Source organism: Pseudomonas sp. Lb2C2, assembly GCF_052112205.1.
GTDB classification, from domain to species: domain Bacteria; phylum Pseudomonadota; class Gammaproteobacteria; order Pseudomonadales; family Pseudomonadaceae; genus Aquipseudomonas; species Aquipseudomonas kilonensis.
Genome location: NZ_JAUTYW010000006.1, coordinates 407,004 through 420,579 on the forward strand (window position 1 = coordinate 407,004; position 13,576 = coordinate 420,579).

The 13,576-nt window shown below is 58.2% G+C and carries 14 protein-coding genes, 1 tRNA gene and 1 pseudogene; 13 read left to right on the plus strand and 3 right to left on the minus strand.

Annotated elements, in window-relative coordinates; all coding sequences use genetic code 11:
• Nucleotides 1-139: 139 nt before the first annotated feature.
• Nucleotides 140-1,186: a PDDEXK nuclease domain-containing protein gene (locus tag Q7F16_RS20425; RefSeq protein WP_046064081.1), complete on the plus strand. Its 1,047-nt coding sequence runs from the start codon at nt 140-142 to the stop codon at nt 1,184-1,186.
• A gap of 129 nt (nt 1,187-1,315) precedes the next feature.
• Nucleotides 1,316-1,762, plus strand: a complete 447-nt coding sequence (locus Q7F16_RS20430) for a hypothetical protein (RefSeq protein ID WP_014336088.1) — start codon at nt 1,316-1,318, stop codon at nt 1,760-1,762.
• Between the two features lie 9 nt (nt 1,763-1,771).
• On the opposite strand, the gene Q7F16_RS20435 is transcribed toward Q7F16_RS20430, so the two are convergent.
• The gene (locus tag Q7F16_RS20435) at nt 1,772-2,221 is read right to left on the minus strand and encodes a carboxypeptidase regulatory-like domain-containing protein (protein WP_409556881.1); all 450 of its coding nucleotides are present in this window, start codon (nt 2,219-2,221) and stop codon (nt 1,772-1,774) included.
• A gap of 436 nt (nt 2,222-2,657) precedes the next feature.
• Here Q7F16_RS20435 and Q7F16_RS20440 point away from each other — a divergent pair, with 436 nt between their 5' ends.
• The 7 genes from Q7F16_RS20440 (at nt 2,658) to Q7F16_RS20470 (ending at nt 8,177) form a co-directional block, all read left to right on the plus strand.
• Nucleotides 2,658-3,431 (plus strand): ABC transporter ATP-binding protein, encoded by a 774-nt coding sequence (locus tag Q7F16_RS20440; protein WP_079301527.1) that lies wholly within the window; start codon nt 2,658-2,660, stop codon nt 3,429-3,431.
• A gap of 13 nt (nt 3,432-3,444) precedes the next feature.
• Entirely contained in the window at nt 3,445-4,197 is a 753-nt protein-coding gene (locus Q7F16_RS20445) for an ABC transporter substrate-binding protein (protein ID WP_014336085.1), read from the plus strand.
• 78 nt (nt 4,198-4,275) lie between these two features.
• Nucleotides 4,276-4,971, plus strand: a complete 696-nt coding sequence (locus Q7F16_RS20450) for an ABC transporter permease (protein WP_046064079.1) — start codon at nt 4,276-4,278, stop codon at nt 4,969-4,971.
• On the plus strand, nt 4,968-5,657 hold the full coding sequence (locus Q7F16_RS20455; RefSeq protein ID WP_046064078.1) for an ABC transporter permease: 690 nt from the start codon (nt 4,968-4,970) through the stop codon (nt 5,655-5,657). Before Q7F16_RS20450 ends, Q7F16_RS20455 begins: the two co-directional genes overlap by 4 nt.
• A complete protein-coding gene (locus Q7F16_RS20460; RefSeq protein ID WP_409556880.1) occupies nt 5,638-6,870 on the plus strand; it encodes a methyltransferase in 1,233 nt (410 codons plus the stop codon). The genes Q7F16_RS20455 and Q7F16_RS20460 overlap by 20 nt, the downstream gene beginning before the upstream one ends.
• Before the next feature lie 331 nt (nt 6,871-7,201).
• Nucleotides 7,202-8,026 (plus strand): FkbM family methyltransferase, encoded by an 825-nt coding sequence (locus Q7F16_RS20465; protein WP_079301524.1) that lies wholly within the window; start codon nt 7,202-7,204, stop codon nt 8,024-8,026.
• Nucleotides 8,027-8,101: 75 nt separating this feature from the next.
• Nucleotides 8,102-8,177, plus strand: a tRNA-Thr gene (locus tag Q7F16_RS20470).
• Nucleotides 8,178-8,345: 168 nt separating this feature from the next.
• Here Q7F16_RS20470 and Q7F16_RS20475 read toward each other — a convergent pair.
• Nucleotides 8,346-8,890, minus strand: a pseudogene (locus Q7F16_RS20475) (BRCT domain-containing protein); the annotation flags it as partial.
• Between the two features lie 131 nt (nt 8,891-9,021).
• Here Q7F16_RS20475 and Q7F16_RS20480 point away from each other — a divergent pair.
• Both Q7F16_RS20480 and Q7F16_RS20485 read left to right on the plus strand, forming a co-directional pair.
• Nucleotides 9,022-9,372: a hypothetical protein gene (locus Q7F16_RS20480; protein WP_063323384.1), complete on the plus strand. Its 351-nt coding sequence runs from the start codon at nt 9,022-9,024 to the stop codon at nt 9,370-9,372.
• Nucleotides 9,369-10,427, plus strand: coding sequence for a hypothetical protein (locus Q7F16_RS20485; protein ID WP_409556879.1), 1,059 nt, complete (start codon nt 9,369-9,371; stop codon nt 10,425-10,427). The genes Q7F16_RS20480 and Q7F16_RS20485 overlap by 4 nt, the downstream gene beginning before the upstream one ends.
• Nucleotides 10,428-10,603: 176 nt before the next feature.
• Here Q7F16_RS20485 and Q7F16_RS20490 read toward each other — a convergent pair whose 3' ends face one another.
• On the minus strand, nt 10,604-10,813 hold the full coding sequence (locus Q7F16_RS20490; protein WP_409556878.1) for a hypothetical protein: 210 nt from the start codon (nt 10,811-10,813) through the stop codon (nt 10,604-10,606).
• A gap of 474 nt (nt 10,814-11,287) precedes the next feature.
• Between Q7F16_RS20490 and Q7F16_RS20495 the strand changes: the two genes are divergently transcribed.
• Nucleotides 11,288-11,566 carry a DUF3077 domain-containing protein gene (locus Q7F16_RS20495; RefSeq protein WP_409556877.1) on the plus strand — a complete coding sequence of 93 codons (279 nt, stop codon included), beginning with the start codon at nt 11,288-11,290 and terminating at the stop codon, nt 11,564-11,566.
• 265 nt (nt 11,567-11,831) lie between these two features.
• Nucleotides 11,832-13,439: a methyl-accepting chemotaxis protein gene (locus tag Q7F16_RS20500; protein WP_409556876.1), complete on the plus strand. Its 1,608-nt coding sequence runs from the start codon at nt 11,832-11,834 to the stop codon at nt 13,437-13,439.
• Nucleotides 13,440-13,576: the final 137 nt, after the last annotated feature.

Here is a 13,576-nt window from a genome sequence, read left to right on the forward strand (position 1 = left end):
AACCAACATGGGGCGGCGTCATACCCGTCCTGCGTAAACCAGTTATTTTTCCTCCCAAGCATTCAGCCCCGTCCGGCATCATCGAAACGTCGCCCGGAGCATCCTTGCGGTCCGCCCCTCTCAATGGCTGGACACTGCGATGACGCCAATGCTGCCTCAAGATGACCCACAGCTCGCCCCCTTGATCAACGAACTCGGCGAGCTGATTCGCCAGGCACGGCAGAAGGTTCTGCGTGCCGTCGATACGCTCCAGGTACAAACCTGCTGGCAGATCGGCCGGCACATCATTGAATTCGAACAAGGCGGCGCCGAACGGGCGGCCTATGGGACACGGCTGCTGCCGTCACTGGCGAAAGTGCTGACGGCGCGGTTCGGGAAGGGATTTGATGCCTCGAATCTGCGCTACATGCGACTTTTCTATCAGGCCTTTCCAATGTGTGACGCACTGCGTCACGAATTGAGTTGGCCCCACTACCGCTTGCTCCTGCGCATCGAAAATGACAATGCTCGTCATTGGTACATGAACGAAGCCGCAGTCCAAAACTGGTCCACCCGCGCCCTGGAACGCCAGATCGGCAGTTTCTATTACGAACGCTTGCTGGCCAGCCGCGACAGGCCTGCGGTGGAGCAGGAAGCCGGCACCCATATCAAGGAAATGAACCTCGGCCCCCGGGACATCGTCAGGGATCCGGTGGTTCTGGAATTCCTCGGCCTGCCCAACGCCGGCACGCTACTGGAAACGGACCTGGAGCAGGCCTTGATCGACCAGCTACAGGGTTTCCTGCTTGAGCTGGGGAAGGGCTTCGCCTTCATTGCCCGTCAGCAACGCATCAGCACCGAAAGCAAAGACTTCTACATCGACCTGGTCTTCTACAACTACCTGCTCAAGTGCTTTGTGATCGTCGATCTCAAACGTGGCGAGCTCAGCCACCAGGACATCGGCCAGATGGATATGTATGTACGTCTCTACGATGATCTCAAGCGCGGCCCTGACGACAAACCTACCGTGGGCATCATTCTCTGTGCGCGCAAAGACGACTCGGTGGTGCGTTATTCCGTGTTGCAAGGCCATGAACAATTGTTCGCCAGCCAATACCAATTGGTGCTGCCCACGGAAGAAGAGCTGCGCAACGAGCTGGATCGCGAACGGGCGCGCCTTGAAGACGTGACAGCCGACACCCAATAACCGCCTTTAGTGTGTTTTTTCAGCAGCGCCTACCCCAAGAACGCTATCCTGCACGTCACCGGCCGCATCCCATTGCTCTCCAATCCAGGTGTTGCGGACCTCCCCTAACGAATTGGAAACCGAAGCCCAATGGCCTCACTGAACAAACAGCAAAAACGCGCCAAGCGCGCCAAAGACAAAGCCAAGCAAATCCGCATGACCGGGCGCAAATCGATCCCGATGTATGGCGATCCGGCCCACGCCACCGCCCAGCCGCCGGTCTACGTGCTGGAACTGTTCGCCAAACTGCGCGAAGCCGAGGCCATCAGCCGCAGTGAAATGCTCGATACGCTGCTCGCATCCCTGAGCGTGATGATCAATGAGCGCCCAGGCCTGCTCGACCTGAAAAACGCCGAAAACGAAAGCATGGCGGCGACCAACCTGGCCGCCGACATGCTGGTGGACTACCGCATGTGGGTCGATGAAATGGACCGCGAGAGCGCCCAGCGCTGGCTCAGCACACCGGAGTTCATCAAGGACTTCAGCGAGGCGCTGGACCGCTACCGCCAGACCCTGGAAGAACCCGCCAGCGAATAAACCGGCCGGTTATTCGTCACCGTTCCAATGGAACACCAGGTTGCGCGCGGCCCCGCTGCCTACCTCAGCAGTGTCGCGCCGCGCCTCACCATTGCGCGTCGCCACCACGTTGTACTTGCCCGGCGGCAGTTGCACATAAACCAGCGGCCCAGCCTCATCCAGCGCCAGCAGCGTTTGCCCCGATGCGTTCTGCACGGTGACCTCCACATCCGGGATGTATTTGTTTTCCGGGCCAACCGCGAATGTCATGTGCAAGTTGTAACCCTGGGCCTGCCCGATGGCCCGGGCTTCATCCTCACCGATACCGCCCGACAGGTAAGTGATGCCGTTCTGCTGCATGGGTTGGACCTGCACGCCGGTGTTGTCTATGGGCGCGAGGTTGGTGGCATTGAGGGCGATGGGGAACAGCAGGATGCCGATGGCAACGAAAGGCCACAACAAATGGTGGAGGGATTTCATGATGGAAACTCCCGCTCTCTGGAAAAAACCAATTGAGGCTTCTTGTTTGATTATTAATCGTCCACATGGGTTTAGACCGATTGGAACTTGCCCACACTGCGGATTGGAATAGAGGAATTCAGATAATCCCCTCCCAGGACAATAAACAGGCACAACACGAACGCTCATCCGGTTAACCCTTCCAACCCCCGCCCAAAGCTGGCACCATCGCGCCTTTTTTTACGCGACTCCCCGGACTTTTCATCGGTAACCAGGTTCAAACGGCCGTTCGGTTGTTGATGGCGCGACAGTCTGCTGCGCCGATGCGACAACCTGCCGCACATCACCGGTTTACCGCCCGTAGCGCTGTTGGCTGCCATTCGGACGCATGCTAGCTTGGCCGCCTCGCCAAGGAAGGCAGCCAACAGCAAGGGAGCACATACCATGAGGACCGCACATGGCCCAGGCCACGCCCGCGCTTGAAATCCGCAACCTGCACAAACGCTACGGACAGCTGGAGGTGCTCAAAGGCGTCTCGCTGACCGCCCGCGACGGCGATGTGATCTCGATCCTCGGATCTTCCGGGTCCGGCAAGTCCACGTTCCTGCGCTGCATCAACCTGCTGGAAAACCCTAACCAGGGCCAGATCCTGGTGGCCGGCGAAGAGCTCAAGCTCAAGGCCGCAAAGAACGGTGAACTGGTGGCCGCGGACGGTAAACAGATCAACCGCCTGCGCAGCGAGATCGGTTTTGTCTTCCAGAACTTCAACCTTTGGCCGCACATGAGCGTGCTCGATAACATCATCGAAGCGCCGCGCCGGGTACTTGGCCAGAGCAAGGCCGAAGCCGTCGAAGTGGCCGAAGCGCTGCTGGCCAAGGTCGGTATCGCCGACAAGCGCCACGCCTACCCGGCCGAACTGTCTGGCGGCCAGCAACAACGCGCAGCCATCGCCCGCACACTGGCGATGCAGCCCAAGGTGATTCTGTTCGACGAACCCACCTCCGCCCTTGACCCGGAAATGGTTCAGGAAGTACTTAGTGTGATCCGCGCCCTGGCCGAAGAAGGACGCACCATGCTGCTGGTCACCCATGAAATGGGCTTCGCCCGTCAGGTTTCCAGCGAAATCGTGTTCCTTCATCAAGGCCTGGTCGAGGAGCAAGGATCGCCACAGCAGGTCTTCGAGAACCCGCTTTCGGCGCGCTGCAAACAATTCATGTCCAGCAACCGCTAACGGAGCAGTACACATGCAGACCTACAAGAAATTCCTCCTGGCCGCAGCGGCCAGCCTGGTCTTTTCGGCCAGCGCCATGGCGGCCGAAAAACTGAAGATGGGCATCGAAGCGGCCTATCCGCCGTTCAACAACAAGGACGCCAGCGGCCAGGTCGTGGGGTTCGATAAAGACATCGGCGACGCCCTGTGCGCCAAGATGAAAGTCGAGTGCGAAGTGGTCACTTCCGACTGGGACGGCATCATCCCGGCCCTGAACGCCAAGAAGTTCGACTTCCTGGTCTCGTCGCTGTCGATCACTGAAGAACGCAAGCAGGCCGTGGACTTCACCGACCCGTACTACTCCAACAAACTGCAATTCATCGCGCCAAAAAATGTCGACTTCAAAACCGATAAAGCCTCACTCAACGGCAAGGTCATCGGGGCACAACGCTCCACCCTCGCCGGCACCTGGCTGGAAGATGAAATGGGCAGCGACATCACCACCAAGCTTTACGACACCCAGGATAACGCCTACCTGGACCTGACCTCCGGCCGCGTCGATGCGATCCTGGCGGACAAATACGTGAACTACGACTGGCTGAAAACCGATGCTGGCCGTGCTTACGAATTCAAGGGCGACCCGGTGGTGGAAAGCGACAAGATCGGTATCGCCGTGCGCAAGGGTGACCCGCTGCGCGACAAGCTGAACGCTGCCTTGAAAGAAATCGTGGCCGACGGCACCTATAAAAAGATCAACGACAAGTACTTCCCGTTCAATATCTATTGATATTGACGTGCCTGGCCGGCGCAGCTCCCTGGCAGCGCCGGCCCTTAGCAAAGCCTGCCGCGATATGAATTCCTACCCATGATGATCGATCTCTACGGATTCGGCCCGGCGCTTGCCGCCGGCGCGCTGATGACCGTCAAGTTGGCGCTCACGGCCCTCTGCCTGGGGCTGGTGCTCGGCCTGCTCGGCGCCTTGGCCAAGACCTCGCCGCACAAGCCGCTGCAATGGCTGGGCGGCACCTATTCGACACTGGTTCGCGGCATCCCGGAATTACTCTGGGTGCTGCTGATCTATTTCGGCACCGTCAACCTGATGCGTGCCCTGGGTGAGTATTTCGGCAAACCCGACCTCGCCCTCGACGCCTTCGCTGCCGGGGTCATTGCCCTGGGCCTGTGCTTTGGCGCCTACGCCACTGAAGTGTTTCGCGGCGCGATCCTGGCGATCCCCAAAGGCCACCGTGAGGCCGGCGTCGCCCTCGGCCTGTCGAAGTGGCGGATCTTCACCCGGTTGATCATGCCGCAGATGTGGCGCATCGCCCTGCCTGGCCTGGGCAACCTGTTCATGATCCTGATGAAGGACACCGCGCTGGTCTCGGTGATCGGCCTGGAAGAAATCATGCGCCATGCGCAAATCGGCGTGACCGTATCCAAGCAACCGTTCACCTTCTATACAGTCGCAGCATTCATGTACCTGGGCCTGACGGTGCTCGCCATGATCGGCATGCACTTGCTGGAACGACGCGCCGCCCGTGGATTCACCAGGAGCACCCAATGAACTGGGACGTCATCATCAAGTGGCTGCCGAAGCTGGCCCAAGGCGCCACACTGACCCTGGAACTGGTGGCCATCGCCGTGATCGCCGGGCTGCTGCTGGCGATTCCACTGGGTATCGCCCGCTCTTCGCGCCTGTGGCAGGTGCGGGCGTTGCCCTACGCCTACATCTTCTTTTTCCGTGGCACGCCGCTACTGGTACAGCTGTTCTTGGTCTACTACGGCCTGGCGCAGTTCGATGCCGTGCGCAGCAGTGCGTTGTGGCCGTACCTGCGGGATCCGTTCTGGTGCGCCACGGCCACCATGACCCTGCACACCGCCGCCTACATCGCCGAAATCCTGCGCGGTGCGATCCAGGCCATCCCCCGTGGCGAGATCGAAGCCGCACGGGCCCTGGGCATGTCCCGGTCCAAGGCACTGCTTTACATCGTGCTGCCCCGCGCCGCGCGCATCGGCCTGCCGGCCTACAGCAACGAAGTAATCCTGATGCTCAAGGCCAGCGCCCTGGCGAGCACCGTGACCCTGCTGGAACTCACCGGCATGGCCCGCACCATCATTGCCCGGACCTACCTGCCGGTGGAGATATTCTTCGCGGCCGGCATGTTCTACCTGCTGATGTCCTTCCTGTTGGTGCAAGGCTTCAAGCAGTTGGAGCGCTGGTTGCGCGTCGATGCCTGCCAAGGGCGCTGACAGCGGCGTGCTGACGGGCGAGGCCCTGCTCGCCCGCTTCACGGCGCTGGACGTTTTTCTCACAGCGCACCAAGCACTGTGGAAACCGCGTCCGTTCACCCATCTGCAACTGCCTTGGGAAACGTCCCACCCGGAATTGGCCCAATGGCTACGCCAGCGTTCACTGGAAGCTGCGGAAAACGACCATCATCAGCCGTGGTTGATGGAAGACGCGCCAGCGCCATTCCCGGAATTGGCCGCTATCTCCCGCGCATTGAGCGCTGTAGCAGAATTGCCGGCCAGCACGCTAGCAGCACCAAGCCATCGTCTAAACGTCGACGTGCCCGGGCGCAAATGGCAGCAGATCGAAGCCTTCGCCAGCCGCCTGCACTTCACCGCCCAACCGACCCACTGGCTCGATTGGTGCGCCGGCAAAGGCCACCTCGGTCGACGCCTGCTGCACGGTGAGCAACAACTGACCTGCCTGGAGTACGACCCCGCACTGGTCGCCAGCGGCCAACAACTGAGCCAGCGCCATCACCTGCCCGCCACCCATCTGCAACAAGACGTGTTGGCGGCAGACGCAACCCAGGCGCTCCACGCCGAACACACCCCCGTGGCCCTGCACGCCTGCGGCGACCTGCATGTGCGCCTGATGCAACTGGCCAGCGCCGTGGGTTGTGCACAACTGGCAATCGCGCCGTGCTGTTACAACCGCATCAGCAGCGAGCGTTATCAAGCGCTGTCCGACGCCGCCAAGAACTCTGCCCTACAACTGTCGCTCGACGATCTCAGCCTGCCACAGACCGAAAGCGTCACCGCTGGCGCGCGCGTCAGAAGACAACGGGACCACTCCATGGCCTGGCGCCTGGGCTTCGACGTTCTGCAACGGCAAATCAGAGGGTGCGACGACTACCTGCCCACTCCCTCATTGCCCAGCGCCTGGCTGGAAAAATCCTTCGCCCAGTACTGCACCGACCTGGCGGCCCTGAAAGACTTATCCACAGTCTGCACGCCGGATTGGGTCGCCCTGGAAGCAGCAGGCCATCAGCGCCTGGCCGAAGTGCGCAACCTGGAGTTGCTGCGAGGCCTTTTCCGACGGCCGCTGGAGCTTTGGCTGGTACTGGATCGGGCGCTTTTCCTCAGTCAAAAAGGCTACCAGGTTCGCCTTGGCGCCTTCTGCGAAACACCGCTAACGCCACGCAATCTGCTGTTGCTGGCAGAGCGTTGCTGAGACGAAACAGCCTGTGGATAACTCTGTTGATGAAATAAACCTGGATCCAAGAAATCCGTAATTTCCTGACCAAAACCGTATTGGTCATTTTTTGTTCATATGGATAAAAAACCATGAAAACAGGCATTTGCGACGAAACGCGAAAGCGGTCACAAAATTGCAAGATGTCCCGCGCCTCATCCTGCCCGTTGTGCATAAGCGTCTAAGCAAAACGACATAACCGCCGAGTTCAGTGCTGCTCCGTGCCAGTAATTGCGTCCACCGTGCCCGTGCTATACAACAGCCCAACGTATCGCAATTGACACAATGCCGACACACTCAAGGACTGGCCGTGACGTTCATTTCCTACGCACAAAATTTCGAAGACATACGCCTGTGGCGCGCCCTTCAATCGGTGGAAAACGGCTTTTACCTCGACGTCGGCGCCAACCATCCGACAGATGATTCTGTCACCCGAGCGTTTTACGACCGCGGCTGGCACGGCATCAACATCGAACCGGTACCGGCCTACTACGACGCCCTCTGCCAACAACGCCCCGACGACATCAACCTGCAATGCGTGGCCGGCGAAAACGCCGAGAGCCTGACCTTCTACACCATCGCCGACACCGGCCTGTCCACGGTAGAAGCCAGCATCGCCCAACAACACCGCGACGCCGGCATGGACGTGCGCAACCAGACCGTCCAGTCCCGCACCCTGGCCTCCATCTGCGAGCAATACGCTCAGGACCGCCCCATCCACTTCCTGAAAATCGACGTCGAAGGCCACGAAGAAACCGTGCTACGCGGCATGGACTTCAGCCGCTGGCGCCCCTGGATCATCCTCATCGAAACCCCATGGGCCCGCGACCAGACCTGGGAAACCCTGGTGACCGACGCCGGCTACCAGTCCATCCTGTTCGACGGCATCAACACCTACTACCTCGCCGACGAACACCTGGCCCTCAAACCCGCCTTCGACATCCCACCGTGCAATCTCGACGGCTTCCAACTCTGCAAAGGCCACAAATTCAGCCACCCCATCGACGACGCAGACCAACAGCTCAGCGCCGCCCTGCAACGGGCTGAACAGGCCGAAGCCCAACTCCACGCCATGCAAAACAGCCGTGCGTGGCGAGCCTTGCAGAAAGTACGCGCCCTGCTGCGCCGCGCTTGAGCATGAGTCGTGCAAAAATAGTCAGAATTCAGGGGTTTACAGAACGCACCCAATCGCTATAATCGTCGCCCACACGCCGGTATAGCTCAGTTGGTAGAGCAACTGACTTGTAATCAGTAGGTCCCGGGTTCGACTCCTGGTGCCGGCACCATACAAAACGAAGCCCTCGCAGAAATGCGAGGGCTTTGTTGTTTCTGGGGTGTCCACTTTTTATCCACACCCTGAAAAACCTGTGGGAGCGAGCTTGCTCGCGATGAGGCCATCAAACCCACCGACAATATTTCGGCCCAAGACAACGGGCAGCCTTTCCTAGGCCGGCTCAACCAAACAACACCTTCTGCCAGTGATTCTCACCCATAATGGCAATCGAAGCCCCCGCCTCCCGCAGCTCCACTGCCTTCATGATCTTCGCTCCGTAAGTGCTGTGGCGCCACTGCTCATTACCCACGCTGCCGACCACCAGGTAATGCACTTTCTTACTCACCCCGCCCCCAATCAAACCGCCACGTTCCTCGACCAATGCCTGGCAATCTTTGCGCAGCCCAAAGGCCATGACGCCTGTAAATACAAACATTCGGCCATCCCATACCAAGTCAGGGGCTGGTGAATTGAAGGGAAGGTCTGTTGGAGCAACGGCCACAACTTCGCCCACCTGCGGTCTCTCAATGCCGATGCCAGAGAAACTTCGCAGGATGTGAAGCAACTCAAGAGACTCGTCCGGGTCCAGAGCATCGTCCTGCAGCATGGACGCCAGACGCGAATACAACAGATTGATCACCGGGTCATTTAGATGGGCGAGGTTGTTTTCCAACCATTGTTTTTTTAAAAAATCTCTTCGCTGGTCTTCATGACACCGTCCCGAGCACGAACGACTAACCAGCACCCGCATACCAAGCGCCACCGCAGGGCATCCGCCCTGACAGGTGCGAGCCACTAATTTGACAGCATGCAAACGAGCAGCTATAGATCAAAAGCCCGCTCAAAAAGGACTTGATATGCGCTTACTTCTCACTCTGTTGGGCTTGAGCTTGGGCTTATCTGGTTGTTCGTTTGTCTCGATCACTGGTGCCACAACAACCGAACGCTTTATCAACGTCGGTCCCGTGTTACTCAAAACCGATCAGCCCGCACGCGCGATAGTCACTTCTACGCTCGGCGTGGGCGCAACAAACTTTCAAGGCACCACCAACATCGGCTATGTCGACCAAGAAGTGGTTGTTATCCCCAATGCTGCCGGGTGTGAACTCATCCTCATAGTTAGAAATCACCAAGAGCTCGAACGAGCGAAACAGATCCTGGGGGATGCCCTCAAGCATGCCTGCACCAACGACAAGGAAGCACTATGAAGGCACTAAGGTTAACCTCACTGATCGTATCGGCAGCGCTGGTGACGGCCTGCGCAAACGAATCGCCCTTGCTTTTTGTCTCAAAATCCTCGGTGGGTCTTGATGTTTCAACACCCACTACGGGTAGTACCGAACTCAGCGTCAACTTTGGTTGGAAGTCCATCGACGCGGCGTACGTACCAGTTGTTGAGATCATTGATAAAGAAGGTAAGGTGCTGCATCAAATACTATCAGGCGACTCCGAAACGGCCAGACAACAAATCCCAGCCCCCACCCCTCTTGCCGAAAATTTCAAAGAGGAAGTAGATTTACTTGTTGAAAAATCCGAAACCCTCGCGAAGACCGGCAAAGCGAATGAGCCCGCAGCTGTTGCCGAATTAAAGCAACAGGGGAAAAAGGTTACTGATTTCTCCGAGCAATTTTTCAGTACAGAAAGCATTAAACCTGAACAACTATCTTCAGCGACACCAACCCTTTCCAAAGCATTCAAAGAACAAGTAAGACTACTGGTAAACAATGCTACTAATTTCAACAACATAACAAACCAACCAAAAGCTGCTGCTGATTTAGAAAAACAAAAAGAAATTGTTGCCGCCATGTCCGAAAAAATAGCCAGCACCGAGAACACCACAATTGAGCAACAACCTCCAATTGCATCAACCCTTGCTACCCAGCTTGTCAAAGCATCAGAGACTCTTAATCAAACGACGGAGTTATACGAAAAGGCAACTGATGCAGACAAACCTCAGTTAAAGAAACAAATGCAGGCGCAGCAAGAAGTCATGGCAACAATTTCCGAAGCATTAATCAAATCCATTGACCGTAAAGACGCGTTATCCGTGTTCTCCGTAATCGATACGAACTCAATTTTTCGGGAGTCAATCGGCGTAGGCAAAGTCTTCGCCACGGGCATGGCGGCGCAGAATGTGTCGCGTGACTTCAATGCCTCACGCGGCTGCGTCACCGCAATATCCAGCGCAGTAGCCAAGCTTGCAGCTTCCCCAGACGCCGCCGAGCAAGCAAAAGCCAAAGCACTCATCGAAGCTTGCAAGTAACCTCCGCTACGAACACCAATGCCCATCCAACAAAAAACCCGGCTCAATGGCCTAATGCTTTTCACTTAAGCATTTGAGTCCAAGTGGGGACTTCTAGAGAATCCGATGTCAGGCCCCGGCATCGGATTTTTATGTCCATTCAGCAGCAATAGCTCGATCTTGAGAGCTCTTCAGGGCTATAGATCATCCATTGAAATTTTAACCCGTTGTGGAGCGGCAAGCCGCTCTCGCGCCTTAAGGATCAGGGCTACATCATCCTCATTCATCAGGACCGAATTGGAGGGCCATTGGCTCTTGTGCACCACCACGTGCATGGCTTTCCCCGCTGTTATTTGATGTGCAGAGTCGAACAAGTCCTGCTGAAATTGCTCACATTCATCATCCATTGGATATTTCCTCCAATCGCTTATCTTCGCGCGTCGATAGCCGGCTCTTACGACAGCAAGGCAAATTATGGCCCATCCATAAAATCACCTAAACCTCCCCCGCCAGCATCGCGCCACGATTGCACCCTACCCAATCGCCCGCTACTCTCCAACCGTCGCTGCCAATTCAGCGACCGGGCCTGAGAACCCGAGTAAGATGCAGGCGCTACAGCGCCCGAACCACGTTTTGCGGCGTTTTTTTATGTCCGCATTCCGTGCAATGGCGGCTGTGCGTGGGAGACCTTCGGGTCTGCCGGGTTCCTGTATCTCCGGTTTCTCAGCCTGCGCACAGCTGCCACCCATTCGCCTGAGAACGAACGTGGCAGCTCTCACTTGATATGGGAGTTTATCGATGCATGCCATGGATCTGCTGCAGCCTCGCTTTACCACTTTGCTAGTCACCACCCGCCGCCAATTGGCAAGCGGAGGTGCGCAATGACCCATCCCAGAGACCTCAAAACCCCAGGCCTAACCCCCTTCTCCTACCACTCCGACCGCCCCCTATTCCGCGTCAACAGCGGCATACCCATCGGCGAAGCCCTGTCCCACGCTTCCGACCTGCTCCACGTCGCCAAAGTCCTGGCCGAGGACGCGGCGATGATTCGCAGCACGGATCGGTATGCCTGGGCATCGTGTTATTTGCAGGATATGAGCAAGGCCGTCATCGATGACGTGGTGAAGGTGCTGGAGGCGCCGGGGAGTAATCCTACTTAAGAGCCGCTGACGCAATGCTGCTCACGAGCGGGGCAGCATTGGATTTTATCTGCAGGAGCGGATTAAAGAAGGGCTGCTCCGCAGCCCAGCGGGAGCAAGCTCCCTCGCCACAGGTTCACCCTGTCCCTGGCCCAAACAATTTGCGGCGTATTCATCTAATCATTTCCCCCGCCGATAGACTCAGATAAGAGCATGGCCTGCCCCCAAGGCTCTGCTGGCGCTCGACTACACTTCCCAGAATTCCCCGCTCCAGGAGCAGTAAGCGATGAAGATCCGCACCAAGGTCATAGGCTCGGGGTTGGTCAGTCTTTCTTTTGCGTTGCTGCTCGGCGGTATCGGGCTGTGGGGTTATCACTCCATGACCGAGGCCCTGGTGCAGAACGAGACCAGTATTTCGGCCATGCGCAAGCACATGGAGGCGGACATGATGCACGACGCCATTCGTGCCGATGTGCTCGCCGCTCTGCTGGTGAAGCCGGGGGATGCCCAGGGGGCGAAGGAGGTGCTGGAGGCGTTCGATGAGCATACGCAGCGGATGCGCAAGGTCATCGCCGAAAATGCCGAGGCCAAGTTGCCGGGGGATGTCGCCAAGGCGATTGTCGAGCTCAAGCCACAGGTCGAAACCTACATCGATAAAGCCAAGCAAGTCATCGGCAAGGCCCTGAACGGTGCCCAGGATGGCCAGGCGTTGCGGGCTGAGTTCGACGGGGCGTTTTCGGCGTTGGAGGAGCGCAACGAGGCGGTGAGCGAACTGATCGAGAACCAGGCGCAGTCATCGCGCGAGCATCAGGACCGCAGCATTCACACCTCGGAGCGCTGGCTGATCGTGACGTTGCTGGCCACGTGTGTGGCGCTGGCGCTGTTGTCGTGGAGCCTGCTCAAGGCGGTGCTGACGCCGCTGAACAAGATCATCCTCAATACCCAGGCGATTTCCCAAGGGGATCTGCAGCGCTCGATGGGGGCTCAGAGCAAGGATGAGCTGGGTCAGTTGCAAGGTGTGATCGAGCAGATGCAGACCAATCTGCGGCAGATGATCGCTACGATCCGGGGCCAGAGCGATGAGTTGCACGGCACGTCCCGGAATTTGGGCGATACGGCGCGGCAGATTGTGTCCAGCGCCGACCAGCAGGCCCAGAGCGCGACCAGCATGGCGGCGAGCATGGAGCAGATGATGGCGAATATCAGCCAGATCCATCAGCACGCCGACAGCGCCCGGACGATTTCGGCGCAGTCCGAGCATTTGGCGAGCAGCGGTGGCCAGGTGATTCTCGGGGTGGTGGAAGGCATGAACCGGATCGCCGAGGTGGTCAACCAGTCGTCCAGCAAGATCACGGCGCTGGACGCGTCGTCCGAGGACATTCATTCCATCATCCAGGTGATCAAGAGCATCGCCGAGCAGACCAACTTGCTTGCCCTCAACGCCGCCATCGAAGCCGCCCGTGCCGGTGAGGCGGGGCGTGGTTTTGCGGTGGTGGCCGATGAGGTGCGCAACCTGGCGGCGCGCACCACCCAGTCCACCCAGGAAATCACTGCGATGATCGAGCGCATCCAGTCCAGCGCCCGAGACGCGGTGGCGAACATGCAGGCTTGCGTCAGCCGCGTGGACGAAGGCGTCAACCTGGCCCAACAGGCCGGGGTGTCCATCAGCGAAATCCGCACCGGTGCCCGGCATGCGGCCGAAGTGGTGGAGGAAATTTCCCACACCATTGCCGAGCAATCCAAAGCCAGTGATGAAATGGCCCAGCGGGTGGAGTCGATTGCCGAGCAGTCCCGCGAGAACACCCGCTCGATTCACACCCTGACGCAAACAGCGGATCAATTGAACAATGCGGCGGGGTCGATGCAGGCTTCGGTGCAGCAGTTCAAGATTTGATCAATCGGCGCTTTTTTGGCGAGAGAGCTTGCTCCCGCTGGGCTGCTCTGCAGCCCTTCAGTCCCCACGATTAGCAAGTAAACGTTTCGCTTTCAGCCTGCGCAAAATCTTATGCTAAATTATGGCTCAGCAATAAT